The organism is Streptosporangium sp. NPDC053982, from assembly GCF_055585205.1.
Genome location: NZ_JBVJKQ010000009.1, coordinates 235,400 through 253,937, shown reverse-complemented (window position 1 = coordinate 253,937; position 18,538 = coordinate 235,400). Strand labels below are relative to the sequence as shown.

The 18,538-nt window shown below is 71.8% G+C and carries 18 protein-coding genes; all 18 read left to right on the top strand.

Translation table 11 applies throughout. The annotated features are described in order from the left end of the window. Positions 1-76 precede the first annotated feature (76 nt). On the top strand, positions 77-2,167 hold the full coding sequence (gene rho / locus ACZ6W9_RS18455) for a transcription termination factor Rho (RefSeq protein ID WP_470118747.1): 2,091 nt from the start codon (positions 77-79) through the stop codon (positions 2,165-2,167). 277 nt (positions 2,168-2,444) lie between these two features. Beyond that, positions 2,445-3,839 (top strand): sensor histidine kinase, encoded by a 1,395-nt coding sequence (locus tag ACZ6W9_RS18450; RefSeq protein WP_470118745.1) that lies wholly within the window; start codon positions 2,445-2,447, stop codon positions 3,837-3,839. Between the two features lie 35 nt (positions 3,840-3,874). Then, positions 3,875-4,519: a response regulator transcription factor gene (locus ACZ6W9_RS18445; RefSeq protein WP_389965178.1), complete on the top strand. Its 645-nt coding sequence runs from the start codon at positions 3,875-3,877 to the stop codon at positions 4,517-4,519. Between the two features lie 326 nt (positions 4,520-4,845). Further along, entirely contained in the window at positions 4,846-5,064 is a 219-nt protein-coding gene (rpmE, locus tag ACZ6W9_RS18440; protein ID WP_362930415.1) for a 50S ribosomal protein L31, read from the top strand. A gap of 113 nt (positions 5,065-5,177) precedes the next feature. After that, positions 5,178-6,230: a peptide chain release factor 1 gene (gene prfA, locus ACZ6W9_RS18435; RefSeq protein ID WP_362930417.1), complete on the top strand. Its 1,053-nt coding sequence runs from the start codon at positions 5,178-5,180 to the stop codon at positions 6,228-6,230. 8 nt (positions 6,231-6,238) lie between these two features. Continuing rightward, positions 6,239-7,093 carry a peptide chain release factor N(5)-glutamine methyltransferase gene (prmC, locus tag ACZ6W9_RS18430; protein WP_362930419.1) on the top strand — a complete coding sequence of 285 codons (855 nt, stop codon included), beginning with the start codon at positions 6,239-6,241 and terminating at the stop codon, positions 7,091-7,093. A gap of 46 nt (positions 7,094-7,139) precedes the next feature. After that, entirely contained in the window at positions 7,140-7,805 is a 666-nt protein-coding gene (locus ACZ6W9_RS18425; RefSeq protein WP_362930421.1) for an L-threonylcarbamoyladenylate synthase, read from the top strand. 137 nt (positions 7,806-7,942) lie between these two features. Beyond that, on the top strand, positions 7,943-10,138 hold the full coding sequence (locus ACZ6W9_RS18420) for a hypothetical protein (RefSeq protein ID WP_389964612.1): 2,196 nt from the start codon (positions 7,943-7,945) through the stop codon (positions 10,136-10,138). A gap of 40 nt (positions 10,139-10,178) precedes the next feature. Continuing rightward, positions 10,179-10,559, top strand: coding sequence for a hypothetical protein (locus tag ACZ6W9_RS18415; protein ID WP_362930425.1), 381 nt, complete (start codon positions 10,179-10,181; stop codon positions 10,557-10,559). A gap of 235 nt (positions 10,560-10,794) precedes the next feature. Beyond that, positions 10,795-12,063 (top strand): serine hydroxymethyltransferase, encoded by a 1,269-nt coding sequence (locus ACZ6W9_RS18410; RefSeq protein ID WP_389964616.1) that lies wholly within the window; start codon positions 10,795-10,797, stop codon positions 12,061-12,063. A 57-nt stretch (positions 12,064-12,120) separates the two neighbouring features. Continuing rightward, positions 12,121-13,452, top strand: a complete 1,332-nt coding sequence (locus ACZ6W9_RS18405) for a glycosyltransferase family 4 protein (protein WP_389964619.1) — start codon at positions 12,121-12,123, stop codon at positions 13,450-13,452. A gap of 153 nt (positions 13,453-13,605) precedes the next feature. Then, positions 13,606-14,031, top strand: coding sequence for a hypothetical protein (locus ACZ6W9_RS18400; RefSeq protein WP_389964622.1), 426 nt, complete (start codon positions 13,606-13,608; stop codon positions 14,029-14,031). Between the two features lie 75 nt (positions 14,032-14,106). Then, the gene (locus tag ACZ6W9_RS18395) at positions 14,107-14,322 is read left to right on the top strand and encodes an AtpZ/AtpI family protein (RefSeq protein WP_389964625.1); all 216 of its coding nucleotides are present in this window, start codon (positions 14,107-14,109) and stop codon (positions 14,320-14,322) included. 64 nt (positions 14,323-14,386) lie between these two features. Continuing rightward, entirely contained in the window at positions 14,387-15,178 is a 792-nt protein-coding gene (gene atpB / locus ACZ6W9_RS18390) for a F0F1 ATP synthase subunit A (RefSeq protein WP_389964628.1), read from the top strand. A gap of 62 nt (positions 15,179-15,240) precedes the next feature. Next, a complete protein-coding gene (atpE, locus tag ACZ6W9_RS18385) occupies positions 15,241-15,474 on the top strand; it encodes an ATP synthase F0 subunit C (RefSeq protein WP_012888402.1) in 234 nt (77 codons plus the stop codon). A gap of 31 nt (positions 15,475-15,505) precedes the next feature. Next, positions 15,506-16,054, top strand: a complete 549-nt coding sequence (locus ACZ6W9_RS18380; RefSeq protein WP_389964632.1) for a F0F1 ATP synthase subunit B — start codon at positions 15,506-15,508, stop codon at positions 16,052-16,054. Next, positions 16,054-16,863 (top strand): F0F1 ATP synthase subunit delta, encoded by an 810-nt coding sequence (locus tag ACZ6W9_RS18375; RefSeq protein WP_389964635.1) that lies wholly within the window; start codon positions 16,054-16,056, stop codon positions 16,861-16,863. Before ACZ6W9_RS18380 ends, ACZ6W9_RS18375 begins: the two co-directional genes overlap by 1 nt. Before the next feature lie 23 nt (positions 16,864-16,886). After that, the gene (gene atpA, locus ACZ6W9_RS18370; protein ID WP_389964638.1) at positions 16,887-18,536 is read left to right on the top strand and encodes a F0F1 ATP synthase subunit alpha; all 1,650 of its coding nucleotides are present in this window, start codon (positions 16,887-16,889) and stop codon (positions 18,534-18,536) included. Positions 18,537-18,538: the final 2 nt, after the last annotated feature.

Below are 18,538 nucleotides of genomic sequence, written 5' to 3'. Positions count from 1 at the left end.
TCCCTCCGGGTCGATCGCACCACCGGGACGATTGGCTGATCATGGCCACGCCCGACCCCTGGGAAGGACCCATTTAGTGAGCGACACCACCGAACTCCTCTCCGACGCCACCGGCACCCCGGCGGCCGGTGACACCCCCACCCGCCCCGCGGCCAAGCCGCGCCGTCGCTCCGGCACCGGCCTGTCCGCCATGGTGCTGCCTGAGCTGCAGGCCATGGCGTCCGGTCTCGGCATCAGCGGGACCGGGCGGATGCGCAAGAGCCAGCTCATCGCGGCCATTCAGGAGAAGCAGGGCGTCTCCGCCGAGAGCACCCCCGCCTCCACCAGCGCCGCCGAGGCCCCCGCGGCTCCGGTCGTCACGACCGAGTCGCCCGCCGAGCGCCCCGCCCGCAGCCGCAGGGAACGTTCCCGCGCCGCCGCGGCCGAGACGGCGCCCGCGGCCCCCGCGCCCACCGCCGCTCCCGCGTCCACCGCGGCCCCGGTGGCCCCGGTGGCCCCGGTGGTGCCGGCGACACCCGCCGCCGAGAAGACGGCTCCCGAGCCCGTGGCCGCGGCCGCTCCCGTCGTGGAGCAGCAGACGAACGAAGGCCAGGCCGCCGAGGGCCGCGCCGAGCGCGGGGAGAGCCGCCGCGAGCGCCGCAGCCGCGGTGAGCGTGGCGAGAGCCGCCGTGAGCGCGGCGAGCGTGGCGACCGCGGTGAGCGTGGCGAGAGCCGCGGTGACCAGCGGACCGCCGACGGCGGCCAGGGCCGCGACCGTGACGGCCAGGGCCGCGACCGCGACGGCCGGGCCGACCGCGACGGCCGGGCCGATCGTGACGGCCGTGACAGCCGGGGCGACCGTGACAGCCGGGGCGACCGCGGCGACAGGGGCGGCCAGAACCGCGGCGTACAGGACCGCCAGGACCGCCAGGATCGCAGCGACCAGCACGGCGACGACGACGACCGCCGCGGACGCCGCGGCCGGTTCCGGGAGCGCAACCGCCGCGGCCGCGACCGCTTCGACGGCAACGAGCCGGTCGTGAGCGAGGACGACGTCCTCATCCCGATCGCCGGCATCCTCGACATCCTCGACAACTACGCGTTCGTGCGCACCAGCGGCTACCTCCCCGGCTCCAACGACGTCTACGTCTCCCTGGCCCAGATCCGCCGCAACGGCCTGCGCAAGGGCGACGTCATCACCGGCGCCGTCCGCCAGCCGCGCGACGGCGAGCGCCGCGAGAAGTTCAACGCCCTGGTCCGCCTCGACACCGTCAACGGCATGGACCCGGAGCAGGCGCGCCAGCGCCCCGACTTCAACAAGCTGGTCCCGCTCTACCCGCAGGAGCGCCTGCGCCTGGAGACCGAGCCGAACGTCCTGACCACCCGGATCATCGACCTGGTGGCCCCGATCGGCAAGGGCCAGCGCGGTCTCATCGTCTCCCCGCCCAAGGCGGGCAAGACGATGGTGCTGCAGGCGATCGCCAACGCGATCACCCGGAACAACCCCGAGTGCCACCTGATGGTCGTCCTCGTCGACGAGCGTCCGGAAGAGGTCACCGACATGCAGCGGTCGGTGAAGGGCGAGGTCATCCACTCGACCTTCGACCGCCCCGCAGAGGACCACACCACCGTCGCCGAGCTCGCCATCGAGCGGGCCAAGCGCCTGGTGGAGCTGGGCCACGACGTGGTCGTCCTGCTCGACTCGATCACCCGCCTGGGCCGCGCGTACAACCTCGCGGCACCCGCCAGCGGCCGCATCCTGTCCGGTGGTGTCGACTCGACCGCGCTCTACCCGCCGAAGCGCTTCTTCGGCGCCGCCCGCAACATCGAGAACGGCGGCTCGCTGACGATCCTCGCCACGGCGCTGGTCGAGACCGGCTCCAAGATGGACGAGGTCATCTTCGAGGAGTTCAAGGGCACCGGAAACCTGGAGCTCAAGCTCAACCGTTCGCTCGCCGACAAGCGGATCTTCCCCGCGGTGGACGTCGACGCGTCCGGCACCCGCAAGGAGGAGATCCTCATGTCGCGGGACGAGCTGCAGATCACCTGGAAGCTGCGGCGCGTGCTGCACGCCCTGGACATGCAGCAGGCCCTTGAGCTGCTCCTGGAGAAGATGAAGGAGACCAAGTCCAACGCGGAGTTCCTCCTTCAGGTGCAGAAGACGACGGTCAACTCCGACCGCGACTGATCACCGTCCGCACCGTCCGCACTGTCGTACGGCGAACGCCCCGGCCCCGTGGCCGGGGCGTTCGCCGTTTCCGGGGCCGTGGCGGCCTTTACCCCTTGTGCGCCCGCGGCCCGGCGTGTATCCATGGCGTGAGGGCGCCCGTACTCTCCGTTCCGCCGCGTCCGGGTGCGCCGCCGCACCCTCCGGAGGGGCCGAAAAGAGACGGATCCGGGCGCGGACCGCGACCGGTGGCCGCGGAGCGCGGAGCCGGAGGGGCGCACGGAGCCGGAGGGGGCGCATGGCCGTCGAGACCGCGACCGGGAGAAGGCGCACGGTCATCAGGGCCGTCGAGGGCGTCGAGGGCGTCGAGGGCGTCGAGGGCGTCGAGGGCGCGACCGGGCGGGCGGCGCCCACGCCGTCGCGCGGACGGATGCCGCTGGGACCGTACGGGCCGCCGGCGCTGCTCACCGACCCGATGACCTGGCGGGCCGTGCCGTACCTGCTGGTGAACATGTTCTACGGCCTGGCCTTCTTCGGCCTGTTGTCGTTCGCGGTCCCGGCCGCGTTCGCCCTGACGGTCGTCGGCGTGGGGGTGCCGCTGCTCGCGCTGCTCATGGTCGTCTGGCGGGCCGTGGCGATGGCCGAGCGCCGCCTGCTCCGGCTGGCGTTCGGGGTCGTGATCGCCGACCCCTACCGGCCGTCCGCCGGGGGCGGCCCGCTGCGGCGCTGGCGGGAGATGGTCGTCGACCCGGCGACCTGGAAGGACCTGCTGTACCTGCTGCTGCTGCCTCCGATCGGGTTCGTGGAGCTCGTCGTCTCGGCGGTGCTGTGGACGCTCGGGGCGGTCCTGCTCGTCGCGCCGCTGCCGCTGCTGTTCGGCGGCGGGCCGCTGAAGGTCACCGACGGGCTCCTGGTGGACACCTGGGCCAAGGCGCTGGCGTGCCCGCCCGCCGGCCTGGCGGTCCTCGTCGCGGCGCTCTACGCGACCCGCGGGCTGGCCTGGCTGCACGCGCTGCTGGGCGTCGCCCTGCTCGGCGCCGGGGAGAAGGAGCTGCTGGCGGCGCGGGCGGCCCGGCTGCGGGCGAGCCGGGCCCGCGGGGTCGACGCCGCCGAGGCCGAGCGGCGCAGGATCGAGCGCGACCTGCACGACGGCGCCCAGCAGCGGCTGCTGACGGTCGCCATCGACCTGGGCCGCGCACGGGAGAGACTGGACCACGATCCCCGGGAGGCCGGGGAGCTCCTGGCGCGGGCCCACGAGGGAGCCAAGACCGCCCTCGCGGAGCTGCGGGACCTCGCCCGGGGCATCCACCCGGCGATCCTCACCGACCGGGGGCTTGAGGCGGCGCTGTCGTCCCTGACGGCACGGGCGCCGGTGCCGGTGCGGCTGTCGGTGGAGCTCGTCGATCGCCCGCCCGCCGCGGTGGAGAGCATCGCCTACTTCGTGGTTTCGGAGTGCCTGGCCAACGTCGTCAGGCACGCGTCGGCCACCGAGGCGTCCGTCCGGATCGGCGGCCTCGGGGAGCGGGTGACGGTCGAGGTGCGCGACGACGGCGCCGGCGGCGCGGTGCTCCGTCCCGGGGGCGGGCTGGCCGGCCTGGCCGACCGGGCGGCGACCATCGACGGCGTGCTGACCGTGGACAGCCCGCCGGGAGGCCCCACGACGGTCCGCGTGGAGCTGCCGTGCCGGTGGTGACCTCCCGGGCCGCGCGGACGGTCGCCCCCCGGCCCATGCGAGTGGTGATCGCCGAGGACTCGGTGCTGCTGCGCGAGGGGCTCGCCCGGCTGCTGGCCGACGGCGGGATCGAGACCGCCGGGACGGCGGGGGACGGCCCCGGCCTGGTGGCCGCGGTGGCCGAGCACGACCCGGACATGGCCATCGTGGACGTGCGGATGCCGCCGACCCACACCGACGAGGGGCTGCGCGCGGCCCTCGCGGTCCGGGCGGGACGGCCCGGCCTGCCGATCCTGGTGCTGTCGCAGTACGTCGAGGAGAGGTACGCCGCCGATCTGCTCGGCGGCGGAGCCTCGGCGGTCGGCTACCTCCTCAAGGAGCGGGTCGCCGACGTGGCGGAGTTCCTCGACGCGGTCCGCCGCGTGGCGTCCGGCGGCACGGTCGTCGACGCCGAGGTCGTCGCCCAGCTCCTGGGACGGCACCGCCCGGGAGACCCCCTGGCGGCGCTGACCGCCAGGGAGCGGGAGGTCCTGGCCCTGATGGCCGAGGGCCGCTCCAACACGGCGATCGCCGCGCGCCTGGCCGTCACCGAGGGGGCGGTGGAGAAGCACATCTCCGGCATCTTCGGCAAACTGGGCCTCGGCCCCGCGCCGGACGACCACCGTCGCGTCCTCGCGGTCCTGGCGTACCTCGGCCGGTGAGCCCCCGGCCCGCCCGGACCGGTGGCTTCCGGCCCGCCCGGAGCCTCCAGCCGGCCCGGACCGGTGAGCGGGGTCCTGCGGGACGGCGGGCGGAGCCCATGAAGCCCGGTGGGCAGGGGGCGGAGGGCCGGTGCGCGAGTGCCGGGGACCGCCGGGGAATGTCTTGTGGCCTGGGATGGTTGGAGCATCTGGCACACTGGTAGCCGAACCGAAGCGGTTCCGGTTCCCGCCCGCGCGCATCCCGGTGTGCTCACCGCGCGCGAAGCCCCATCGGGCGACGAGACAGTGGCGACCCGGCGACCGCGCTCTGGAGAGGAAAGCAAGCCATGAAGTCCGACATCCACCCGGAATACAACGTCACCGAGGTCACCTGCACCTGCGGTAACACCTTCACCACCCGCAGCACCGCCAAGAACGGCGTGATCCACGCCGACGTGTGCTCCGCCTGCCACCCGTTCTACACGGGCAAGCAGAAGATCCTGGACACCGGTGGCCGGGTGGCGCGCTTCGAGAAGCGCTTCGGCAAGAAGACCACGGGCCAGTAGCCCACCCCCGACGCCGGCCCGGAACCGCCCGCCTTCACCGAGGGCGGGCGCGCCCGGGTCGGCGTTCGTGGTGATGAGGCACGTCACGAAAGGCCCCGCAGGAAGGACGCACGGTGAACATCGACGAGCTGCTCAGTGAGTACGCCGAGCTGGAACTCAAGCTCGCCGACCCCGCCGTGCACGCCAACCCCACCCAGGCGCGCACGCTCAGCCGGCGCTACGCCGAGCTGACCCCGATCATCGCCGTCAACCGGGAGCTGGAGAGCCTCCAGGACGACCTCGCGGCGGCCCGGGAGCTGGCCACCGAGGACCAGGCGTTCGCCGAGGAGGCCAAGGAGCTGGAGGCCCGCGTCCCGGAGCTGGAGGACCGCCTCAGGCACCTGCTCGTCCCGCGCGATCCCAATGATGACAAGGACATCATCATGGAGATCAAGGCGGGCGAGGGCGGCGAGGAGTCGGCCCTGTTCGCCGGCGACCTGCTGCGCATGTACCTCCGCTACGCCGAGCGCGCCGGCTGGAAGACCGAGATCATCGACGCCACCCACTCCGACCTCGGCGGCTACAAGGACGTCACGGTCGGCCTCAAGGCCAGGGGTGACGAGGGCGTCTGGTCCAGGCTGAAGTTCGAGGGCGGCGTCCACCGCGTGCAGCGGGTGCCGGTCACCGAGTCCCAGGGCCGCATCCACACCAGCGCGGTCGGCGTGCTCGTCTATCCCGAGGCCGAGGAGGTCGACGTCCAGATCGACCCCAACGACCTGCGCATCGACGTCTACCGCTCCAGCGGCCCCGGCGGGCAGAGCGTGAACACCACCGACTCCGCCGTCCGGATCACGCACCTCCCGACCGGCGTGGTCGCCTCCTGCCAGAACGAGAAGAGCCAGCTCCAGAACAAGGAGTCGGCCATGCGCATCCTGCGGGCCCGCCTGCAGGCCATCGCCGAGGAGGAGGCCAACGCCGCCGCGATGGCCGAGCGCAAGTCCCAGGTCCGCACGGTCGACCGCTCCGAGCGCATCCGCACCTACAACTATCCTGAGAACCGAATCTCCGACCACCGCGTCGGCTTCAAGGCCTACAACCTCGATCAGGTGCTGGACGGTGATCTCACGGCCGTCCTCCAGGCCCTGCTCGACGCTGAGATGGCGGAGAAGCTCGCCGCCCACGCATAGAGCGCCCGATGACCTTTCTGCTGGACGAGATCGCCCTCGCCACCGCCCGGCTCGCCGAGGCAGGTGTGCCGTCGCCGCGCACCGACGCCGAGGAGATCGCCGCGTTCGTCCACGGCGTACGGCGCAGCGAGCTGCACACCGTCTCCGACGCGGAGTTCGACGCGCTCTTCTGGGAGGGCGTCGCCCGCCGGGAGGCCCGCGAGCCGCTCCAGCACATCACCGGCCGGGCCTACTTCCGCTACCTGTCCCTGGAGGTCGGGCCGGGTGTCTTCATCCCCCGCCCGGAGACCGAGGTCGTGGCGGGCTGGGCGATCGAGCGGCTGCGGGAGATGGACGTCGCCTCACCGGTGGTCGTCGATCTCGGCACCGGCTCCGGCGCCATCGCGCTGTCCATCGCCCAGGAGATCGCGCTGGCCACGGTGCACGCGGTCGAGGTCGACCCGGACGCCTACCACTGGGCCAAGCGCAACATCCTGGAGCACGGCCAGGGGCGGGTCCACCTGCACCCCGAGGACCTGGCCGACGCCCTGCCCGAGCTGGACGGCCGGGTCGACCTCGTCATCTCCAACCCGCCCTACATCCCGCCGGGCGCCGTCCCCCGCGACCCCGAGGTGCGCGACTACGACCCCAGGCGGGCGCTGTACGGTTCGGGCGGCGACGGCCTCGACGAGGTCAGGGCGGTGGAGCGGACCGCGAGAAGACTGCTGCGGCCGGGCGGGTTCGTCGCCGTGGAGCACGCCGACGAGCAGGGCACCGCGGTCTATCTGATCTTCTCCGAGGAGAACGGCTGGCGCGACATCCGCAGCCGCCAGGACCTCACCCGCAGGGACCGTTTCGTCACCGCTCGGTTCGGCCAGGAGTAGGCCGGGAGTTCGGCCGGGCATCCGGCCGGGAATAGGATGGGTCGCCGTGAGCCGCCGTTATGACTGCACAGACACCGAGCAGCGGGCCGCGGGCCTGACCGACGCGGCGTCAGCCGTACGGCGGGGCGAGCTCGTGGTCGTCCCCACCGACACCGTCTACGGCATCGGGGCCGACGCCTTCACCCCGGCCGCCGTCACGTCGCTCCTTGAGGCCAAGGGCCGCGGACGCGACATGCCCGTGCCCGTCCTCGTCGGCACCGTCCGCGCCGCCACCGCCCTGGTGGAGAACCTCGGCCCCTACGGCCAGGACCTCATCGACTCCTTCTGGCCAGGCCCGCTGACCCTGATCTGCCGGGCCAACCGGTCGCTGTCGTGGGACCTGGGCGACTCCAAGGGCACCGTGGCGCTGCGGATGCCGCTGCACTCCATCACCCTCGACCTGCTCAAGGAGACCGGCCCGATGGCCGTCTCCAGCGCCAACCGCTCCGGCGCCCCGCCCGCCACCACCGCCGCGGACGCCGAGGAGCAACTGGGGGAGTCGGTCGCGGTCTACCTCGACGGCGGCCCGTGCTCCGACGACGTGCCCTCCACCATCCTCGACCTGACCACGGCCGTCCCCCGGCTGCTGCGCCAGGGCGCACTCCCGGTGGGCAAGATCCGCGGTGTGATCGGCTACGTCGCGACGGACGCGGAGCCCGACTCCGCCGGTTGATCCGGCGTGTGCCCAGGCCCGTGCGCACGGTCCATGACTCACGGCCCGTGCCGTGAGTCATGCCGTCTGATTATCATCGTGACGCCGGGCGATCTCCCCGGTACCTTGAAGTGGGCCGACACTTCTGGGAGACGTCCATGGGCAAGTTCGACGGAATGGACCCCGAGCTGGTCCGCGATCTGCTGTCCGAGGTGCGTCAGGCGGCCGAGCAGATACGGTCCGTCGAGGGCAGGGTCACCCGGCTGATGAGCGCGGCCGGTCTGTCCTCGCAGTCCGCCCACCGTCCGGCGCAGGTGGCCGACTCCGGCGACAAGATGGTCCGTGACGTCTCCGCCCGCGTGGCGCTGCTGGAGAAGAAGATCAAGCAGGGCACCGGGCACGAGGCGGGCCCCAAGGCCGCGGCCCCGAAGCCGGACACCGAGCCGTCGAAGGCCGACGACCGCGCCCCGGAGAGGCCGAAGGCCGAGGACCTCACCCCGGCCGTTCCCAAGGACGGCGACGGCCCGGACACCGGGCACGACTCGGGCTCGCACTCCAAGCAGGACGGCGGCCCGGACGCCAAACATGACTCGGACGCCAGGAAGGATTCGGACGCCAAGAAGGACGCCGGTTCGGACGGCAAGCAGGAGGTCCGGCGGGACGCCAAGGTCGAGGACAAGCCCCAGACCGGTTCCAAGGGGGACGAGACCTCCCCGCGGCGCGACACCTCCGTCCCCGACACCTCCGCACGCGGAGACGACCAGGCCCAGGACACCTCCACCCGCCGCGACGACCAGGCTCCGGACACTTCGGCCCGCCGCGACGACTCCGCCCAGGACACCTCCGCGCGCCGGGACGGCTCCATCCCGGAGACCTCCGCGCCCCGTGACGACTCGACCCCGGAGTCGCCCGGCGGGCGTTCCGACGGGAAGATCGAGATCGTCTCCATCGGTGACCACGACGCAGGTCAGGACCCCGGTGGCGACGCCGGAGGCAAGGGGGACACCGGTTCCAAGGGTGACGAGCGCTCTCCCAGGGCGGACCAGACCGGGACCCAGCAGGTCGGGACGGACCAGCAGGGGACCGGCCGGCAGGGAGCCGATCAGACCGGGACCGGTCAGCAGACCGCCGACCAGACCGGAACCGATCAGACGGGGACCGGGCAGACGGGGACCGGGCAGACGGGGACCGGGCAGACCGGGACCGATCAGACGGGGACCGATCAGACAGGGACCGGGCAGGGGACGTCCGGCGCCGACATCCTGGACACCCCGCGCAAGGACCACCCCGACGACATCGACCAGACCGATCCGAGGCCGAAGGTCGTGACGGTGGACGGCGTGAAGGTGCTGCAGATCCCGCTCAACCAGCCCACCGCCGCCGAGGTGACCGATCTGCTGAACAACGCGGGAGGCGTCCCGCCGGCCGACATGCCCACCGTGGACGGCACTCCGGATCCCGCGGGGGCGCCCCCGGCCCAGGACGCCTCCCAGGGCGTCCCCCCGGCCCAGGACGCTCACCGCGGCGTGCCCGCCCAGGACACCGCTCAGGGCGTGCCCACCGCTCAGGACGCCTCCCAGAGGGTTCCCACGACCCAATACGCCCCTTCCGACGCCCCCACCGCCTCGCAGGGAGTCCCCACGGTCCAGGACGCCTCCCACTCCACCTCCCAGGGGGTCCCCACGACGCAGGGGACCGCGGACGCCCCGGCCACCGGGACGCCGGCCCCCTCCGGCGACTCCGGGACCGCGGGGGTCCCGCTCGACCGGCCGGGGCAGGTGGAGCCGCACGGGCCGGTGCGGGACGTCAAGCCCGCCTTCCCCATCCCGGACACCGTCGAGCCCGTCCCCGACCAGGAGATCCAGCCGCCGGGAACGGGTGGGGAGCCGGCCTCCTCGCAGCACGGCGCCCTCCGCCCGGACGGCTCCGCCGCCCATCACTCCGCCGCCCATCACGTGGTGCGGCACCCCTTCGACGCCCCGGACGCCCCGGACGCCCGGAGCACCGGCACGACCGGCGACGCCGTACCGCGGCAGGCGCCGCCGGTCGCGGGAGCGGCGGCGGGCGGTGGCCTGGGCGGCGACGCAGGCGGCGCGGGCGGCGCGGGCGGCGACGTGGTCTCGGCGCGGGTAGTCCCGCCGGACCCGGACGTCCTGGCGGGGCTGGTCGACGACGCGCGGGACGTCGAGCCGATGGACATGCCGAGTGTGCGGGTCCCCGGCGGCGAGGTGTGGGGCGAGGGGGCCTGGCGGCCCATGGACGTCGGGCCGGACGGCCCGGCGGGCGACCTGGACCCGGGAGACCCGCTGCGGCCGATCCCTCCGCCCGGTGACGAGCGGCAGGGCGGACGGTGACGGTGGACGGTGACCGCGAGGCGACTGTGAGGAGCGTGTGATGTACGTGGACCCGCCGGCGCCGCAGCCCATGCGTCAGGGAGAGACCCCTCCGGTCTCCCCGAGCCCCGGCCTGCCGACCCCGGGCACGGCGACGGCCTGGGAGTTCAACCCCGACTACCAGAAACTGGTCACGCTGTGGCGGGAGGTCCTCCCCCTGCTCGACACGCTGACCACCAGCCTGGACAAGGCGTACCGGATGGCCAGGAGCGGGGACGTCTGGGACGCGCCCGTCGCCGAGCGCTACGTGGAGGACATGACCGAGTGGCGCAACCGCCTCGGCCTCTACCGGCAGGCGATCCTCACCTCGATCAGCGACCAGGCGGCCGACACGCCGAGATGGGTGCCCGCCGACGTCGGGGCGCCGCACGCGTTCTCCTGAAGGACACCCCTGGCCGAAACGGCTGCCGGACCCGGCCGGGACGGCCGCCGGACCCGGCCGGGGAAGGCGTCCGGCCCGGCTCGACGGCGGATCCAGGCCCTTCCCGGCGTCGGGTCCGGGTCCGGTCCGGCGGCCGGGCGCGGGCCCGGCTCGGCGAGGCGATCCGCGCCTGACCTGGGAACGGAGAGGCGGTTGGACTTAGAGTGGGGTAGTCACCGTCCCGGGGATGTGAGCCATGGACGACGCAGATCCGTACTACGGTCCCGACTTCGGCCTCCTGCGGAGGCAGGACCCGGAGGTCGCGAGCGTCCTGCTGGACGAGCTCGAACGGCTTCGCGGAGGGCTCCAGCTCATCGCCAGCGAGAACTTCACCTCGCCCGCGGTGCTCGCCGCCCTCGGCTCGACGCTCACCAACAAGTACGCCGAGGGGTATCCCGGCAGGCGCTACTACGCCGGGTGTGAGGTCGTCGACCGGGCCGAGCGGCTCGCGATCGACCGGGCCAGGCGGCTCTTCGGCGCCGACCACGTCAACGTGCAGCCCCATTCGGGGGCCTCGGCCAACCTCGCCGCCTACGCCGCGCTGCTCCAGCCCGGTGACACCGTCCTGGCCATGGCGCTGTCGCACGGCGGTCACCTCACCCACGGCTCCAGGGTCAACTTCTCCGGCCGGTGGTTCGACGTCGTCGCGTACGGCGTGCGCCGGGACACCGAGCTGATCGACTACGACGAGGTGCGGGAGCTGGCGCTGCGGCACCGGCCCAAGATGATCATCTGCGGGGCCACGGCCTATCCCCGTGCGATCGACTTCGCCGCCTTCCGCGGGATCGCCGACGAGGTGGGCGCGTGGCTGCTCGCCGACGTCGCGCACACCATCGGGCTGATGGCCGGGGGCGCCCTGCCGTCGGCGGTGCCGTACGCCGACGTGGTCACCTTCACCACGCACAAGGCGCTGCGCGGGCCGAGGGGCGGCGGGATCATGTGCACGGAGGAGCTGGCGGCCAGGATCGACCGGGCGGTCTTCCCGTTCGTCCAGGGCGGTCCGCTCATGCACGCGGTGGCGGCCAAGGCGGTGGCGTTCGGGGAGGCGCTCCGGCCGGAGTTCGCCGGCTACGCCCGGCAGGTGGTGGCCAACGCCAGGGCCCTGGCCGACGGCCTGGCCGCGGAGGGCATGCGTCCCGTCTCCGGGGGCACCGACAGCCACCTGGCCCTGATCGACCTGCGCGACGCCGGGATGTCCGGCGCCGTCGCCGAGACGCGGTGCACCGCCGCGGGCATCACGCTGAACCGCAACGCGATCCCCTACGACCCCGAGCCGCCCACGGTGACGTCCGGTCTCCGGGTCGGCACCCCCTGCGTCACGACGCAGGGCATGGACGCGGAGGCGATGAAGGAGGTCGCCTCGATGGTGGCGCAGGCCGTCCGGAATCCGGACGCATCAGGAGAGATCAGGGAGCGGGTGGCGGGGCTCGCCCGCGAATACCCCGCATATCCCAGCGAACTCTGAGGTGTTCCGTACCCCTTTCCGGTCACAGCCGGTCGTGGCATCCGCGAAACTAGGTCCGTGCGCGAGTATCTGTTCATGGCGCTGGTGGCGGCCGCGGTGACATACCTGCTGGTGCCTCTGGTGCGCGTGTTCGCCATCCGCATCGGAGCGATGCCGGAGGTCCGTGACCGGGACGTGCACACCATCCCGACACCCCGGCTCGGCGGCCTGGCGATGTACGGCGGGCTCGTCGCCGGCCTGCTGGTCGCCGCCTATCTCCCGTACGCCGGAGGCAAGCTGGCCGAGGGCAAGACCGTCATCGCGCTGATCGCGGCGGGCGGTCTCATCACCCTGACCGGCTTCCTGGACGACTGGTGGGGGATGGACGCCTTCATCAAGCTGGCCGGGCAGATCGGCGCCGCCGGAGTGCTGGTGGTGTTCGACGTCAGCCTGCCCTGGCTGCCGCTGCCCGACTCGCTGGGCGGCCAGGTCATCCTCGACTCCACGCTGAGCCCGCTGATCACCATCATGGTCGTGGTGGTCATGATCAACGCGGTGAACTTCGTCGACGGCCTCGACGGGCTGGCGGCCGGGATCGTCGGCATCGCCGCGATGGCCACGTGGAGCTATTCGGTCGTCCTGTCGAAGGACTACGGCAACACCAGCATCAACGTGACGGCGGCGATCGCCGCGGTGCTCATCGGGGTCTGCCTGGGCTTCCTGCCGCACAACTTCCATCCGGCCAAGATTTTCATGGGCGACACCGGGGCGATGCTGATCGGCCTGGTCCTCGCCTCCACGATGATCACGATCACTCCGCTCGATTCCGAGACCTTCGAGGTCAACAGCTTCCCGGTGGTCCTGCCGCTGGTGGTGCCGGTCGCCATCCTGGTGCTGCCGCTGCTCGACCTGATCATGGCGGTCATCCGGCGCACGTCCAACGGGCTGTCGCCGTTCGCGCCCGACCGGGGGCACCTGCACCATCGGCTGCTGGACATCGGCCACTCCCACCGGCGCAGCGTGCTGCTGATGTACGCCTGGACCTTCCTGTTCGCCTTCGCCGTCGTGGCCATGGCCGCGTGGGGCGTGCCGCTCCTGCTGTTCCCGCTGGTGGTGCTGCTGGCCGTCGGCGTGCTGGTGATGATGGCGCTGCCGCGCTGGCGGGCGCGCCGGGGCGGCGGCGGGGCGGCGCCCGACGCCGGGCACCACGACCGGCCGGACACCGGTCCGGGCCCGGACGGCGGCCGGGCCCGCCCGCTCCCGGGGGAGATGCCGGGGCTGCCGCCGGAGATGCCCGGTCCCCGGTCCTCAGGCGCCGCGGGGGACGACACGGCCACGCTGGCGGTGCTGCCCGACATCACGGTCACCGCCCCCGGGCCGGGTGTTCCGGGTCCTGAGACGGGTCGCTGATCGTCCTCGGGTTCACGCCTTGATCGTTTACTTGAAACGGCAGGTAAAGGCGCTCTTCCATGAGCTTGTGATAGCTTTCACTAGCAGCCGCCGAGTTGGACGCGCCCTGTAAGGTACCAATCGCTCGCTTGATAACAGTCATCTGGAGTGTCGATGCAGACCAACGACCTGCGCCTCCTGAAGGGGGCCGCGATCCCCACGTTGCTGGTGGGTCTGGTCGTGGTCGTCGTCGCCGCTCTCCTGGCGGGGGGCGGGGGAGCACTCGGCGCGGCGATCGGCGTCGTGGTCGTCAGCGCGTTCTTCGCGCTCGGCATCCTGGCCGTCTCCTACGCCAGCCGGATCTCGCCGATGGCGATGATGACGGCCGCGGTGGTGGGCTACCTGGTGCGGATCGTCATCGTCATGGCGCTGTTCCGGATGTTCCAGGACGTCACGGTCTTCGAGCCGAAGGCGTTCGGCTGGGGCGCCCTCGCGAGCATCGTGGCCTGGACGGCCGGCGAGATACGCGGTTTCATGAAACTCCGGATCCTCTACGTCGATCCGGCCGCCGGTCCCCCCGGGCAGGGCGGCCCGCGATGAGGCGTAGGATCCTCCCGGGCGTGATGGGGCCCGATATGACTAGCCCTCACCATGCCTGCTATCGTCGTGCCCGCGATGAGCGAGAAGAAAATCCGGCCCGAGGACGACGGCCGCGACTTCGCCAACGCCGCCTGGTCGATTCCCAGCTATCTTCTCGCCGGGATGATCCTGTACGGCGGCGCGGGGTGGTTGCTGTCCAAGTGGACCGGCGTGGTCGCCTTCACGCCGATCGGGCTGATCCTCGGAGTCGCGCTCGCCGTCTACCTGGTCTACCGGAAGTACGGTCGCTAGCCGGCGGCGGTCGCCTCGCCGACGAAGCCATTTCGATCCACTACCACGCTGAAGGGAACGCCGCGTGAGCACGCTGACGCTCCTCGCTTCCGGGGACGAGTTCACCCCTCCGGGCCTTGAGCTCTTCAACTCCACCCCGATCATCTCCGGCGTCGCCTGGTTCACCAAGCCGGTGCTGCTGGCACTGCTGAGCACGCTCATCGTCGTGGCCTTCTGCTGGTCGGCCTTCGCCAACCCGAAGCTGGTGCCCCGGGGTGTGCAGAACGTCGCCGAGATGGGCTACATGTTCGTCCGCGACCAGGTCGCCCGGCCGTTCCTCGGCAAGGACGCAGACCGGTGGATGGGCCTGCTGCTCAGCATCTTCTTCCTGGTGTGGATCTGGAACCTGATGGGGGTCGTCCCCGTCCTGCAGTTCCCGGTCGCCTCGCACATCGCCTTCCCGATCGTGCTGGCCCTGTCGATCTACATCCTCAAGATCTACCTGGGAGTCAAGCACCAGGGCGCCGTCGGCTACTTCAAGAACATGATGTTCCCCCCGGGCCTGCCCAAGCCGATCTACGTGCTGCTGGCCCCGATCGAGCTCCTGTCGAACATGATCATCGCGCCCTTCACGCACGCGGTGCGACTGTTCGCCAACATGTTCGCGGGCCACATCATCCTCGCGTTCTTCAGCCTGGTCGGCTTCTGGTTCCTCTTCGAGAAGCTCACGCCGCTGGGCGCCCCCCTCGGTGTGGTCGGCGTCATCATGACGATCGCCATGACCGGGTTCGAAATGTTCATCCAGTTCCTGCAGGCGTTCCTCTTCTCGATGCTCGCCGCGATGTACATCGGCAACTCGCTCCACGCCGAGCACTAGACCACTCTTCGAATGTCCAGACCGGTGAAGCCCTCACCGGCCGACCAGTAAAGGAATACACAATGAGCGTCCTCGCTGAGGTCACCGGCTCCCTCAACGCTCTCGGCTCGATCGGTTACGGCCTCGCCGCCATCGGCCCCGGCATCGGCGTCGGCATCATCTTCGGTCAGGGTGTGCAGGCCATCGCCCGCCAGCCCGAGGCGTACGGCCTCATCCGCCAGAACATGCTGCTCGGCTTCGTTCTGACCGAGGCCCTGGCCCTGATCGGCCTCGTCGCGCCGTTCATGTTCCGCTGAGACGCACGACAACTGACGGAAGGCTGCACCAATGATTAAGGCAGCTTCACTCCTGGCGGCGGAGGAGGGGGGCAACCCCCTCATCCCGCACACCTACGAGCTGGTCGTCGGTGTCTTCGCGTTCTTCGTCGTCGTTCTCGTCGTCGGCAAGATCCTCACCCCGCGCATCCAGAAGACCCTGGCCGAGCGGACCGAGGCCATCGAAGGCGGGATCCAGAAGGCGCAGGACGCCCAGGCCGAGGCCCAGGCACTGCTCCAGCAGTACAAGGACCAGCTCGCGGAGGCGCGCCACGAGGCTTCCCGCCTGCGCGAGGAGGCCCGCGAGCAGGGTGCGCAGATCAAGGCCGAGCTCCGTGAGGAGGCGCAGGCCGAGGCCCGCCGCCTCGTCGAGGCCGCGCACGCCCAGATCGAGGCCGACCGCCAGCAGGCGTTCGCGCAGCTCCGCAACGAGATCGGCCGCCTGTCGGTCGAGCTCGCCACCCGCATCGTCGGCGAGTCCCTCGAGGACGAGGCGCGTCGCCGCCGCACCGTCGACCGGTTCCTCGAGGAGCTGGAGTCCAGCAGCGCGGCGGTCAGGTGATGAGGGGCTTGAGCAGGGCCTCGCTGGCCGAGGTCGAGGAGCGCTTCAACGCCGTGGCGGGAAGCGCGGACCTCGGCTCGCTGGCCGACGAGCTCTTCGCGGTCGCCGACCTGCTCGACCGTGAGCACGGGCTCCGCCGCTACCTGTCCGACCCCTCCCGCGACGCGGCCCAGAAGGGGCAGGCCGTACGGGTCCTGCTGCAGGGCAAGGTCGGCGCCGCCGCGCTGGAGACCATCGCGGCGGCCGCGTCCGCCAGGTGGACGCGGCCCGGCGACCTGGCCGACGCGCTGGAGCGGCTCGGCGTCGTCTCGGCGGCCGCCGAGGCCGAGGCGCAGGGCAGGCTCGACGACGTCGAGGACGAGCTGTTCCGGTTCGGCCGCGTCGTCGCCTCCAACCGCGACCTGCACCAGGCGCTGGCCAACCCCAACGTCCCCGCGGAGGGCAAGCGGGAGCTGCTCCGGGGGCTGATCGGGGCCAAGGTCTCGCCCAGCACCCTCCGCCTGGTCGGGCAGGTCGTCGCACACCCCCGAGGACGTAGCCTGGACGGGGGGCTGGAGGAGTTCGGCAGCCTGGTCGCCGCCCAGAGGCAGCGCCTCGTCGCGGTGGTGCGCAGCGCCGTCGTGCTCTCCGAGGAGCAGAAGCAGCGTCTCGCCAGGTGGCTGCGCACTACGTACGGTCACGACGTTCAGCTGAACGTCGAGGTGGATCCGCGGGTGCTGGGAGGGTTCTCGGTACAGATCGGGGACGACCTCATCGACACCACCGTCGCGGGACGAATCGAAGAAGTCCGCCGCCGGTTGGCCGGCTAGGCGAATAGGGAGACTGAAGAGAGATGGCGGAGCTTACGATCCGGCCGGACGAGATCCGGGACGCCCTTGAGCGCTTCGTCCAGGCATACGAGCCGGAAGGTGCCGCGCGCGAGGAGATCGGGACCGTCGTCGACGCCGGCGACGGCATCGCCCACGTCTCCGGCCTTCCCTCGGCGATGGCGAACGAACTGCTGGAGTTCGAGAACGGCACGCGCGGCCTGGCCCTGAACCTCGACACCCGTGAGATCGGTGTCGTCGTCCTGGGTGACTTCAGCGGCATCGAGGAGGGCCAGACGGTCCGCCGGACGGGCCAGGTCCTGTCCGTGCCGATCGGAGACAACTTCCTCGGCCGCGTGGTCGACCCGCTGGGCGTCCCGATCGACGGCAAGGGCGCCATCGAGTCCGAGGGCCTGCGCGCCCTGGAACTCCAGGCCCCTTCCGTGGTCCAGCGCCAGCCGGTCAAGGAGCCGCTGCAGACCGGCCTCAAGGCCGTCGACGCCATGACGCCGATCGGCCGCGGCCAGCGCCAGCTGATCATCGGTGACCGCGGCACGGGCAAGACCGCCATCGCCGTGGACACGATCCTCAACCAGCGGGAGAACTGGCTGTCGGGCGACCCCGACAAGCAGGTCCGCTGCGTCTACGTCGCGATCGGCCAGAAGGGCTCGACGATCGCCCAGGTGCGGGGCCGCCTCGAGGAGGCGGGCGCGATGGAGTACACCACCATCGTCGCCGCTCCGGCCTCCGACCCGGCCGGCTTCAAGTACCTCGCCCCCTACACCGGTTCGGCCATCGGCCAGCACTGGATGTACCAGGGCAAGCACGTGCTGATCATCTTCGACGACCTGACCAAGCAGGCCGACGCCTACCGCGCGGTCTCGCTGCTGCTGCGCCGCCCGCCGGGCCGTGAGGCGTTCCCCGGCGACGTCTTCTACCTACACTCCCGCCTGCTGGAGCGCTGCGCCAAGCTCTCCAAGGAGATGGGCGGCGGCTCGATGACCGGTCTGCCGATCATCGAGACGAAGGGCAACGACGTCTCGGCGTTCATCCCGACCAACGTCATCTCCATCACCGACGGCCAGTGCTTCCTTGAGACCGACCTGTTCAACGCGGGTGTGCGTCCGGCCATCAACGTCGGTGTCTCCGTCTCCCGAGTCGGCGGCTCGGCGCAGATCAAGGCGATGCGCAAGGTCGCCGGCACGCTCCGCCTGTCGCTGTCGCAGTACCGCGACCTGGAGGCCTTCGCGGCCTTCGCCTCCGACCTGGACGCGGCCTCCCGCGCCCAGCTGGAGCGCGGTCAGCGCCTGGTCGAGCTGCTCAAGCAGTCGCAGTACGCGCCGTTCCCCATCGAGAAGCAGGTCGTGTCGGTCTGGGCCGGCACCTCCGGTGAGCTCGACGACGTCCCGGTCGAGGACATCCGCCGCTTCGAGGCGGAGTTCCTGGACCACCTCGAGCGCAACAACAAGGGTCTCTTCGACGGCATCCGCGAGACCAAGGAGCTGTCGGACGACGCGGTGACGACCCTCAAGGACGCCATCACCGAGTTCAAGAAGACCTTCGAGACCGCCTCCGGCGAGCTGCTCGTCCGCGACGAGTCGGTGGCCGCCCTGGACGCCGGCGACGTCGGCCAGGAGAAGATCACCAAGCACGTCCGCACGGCTGAGAAGAAGTAGCC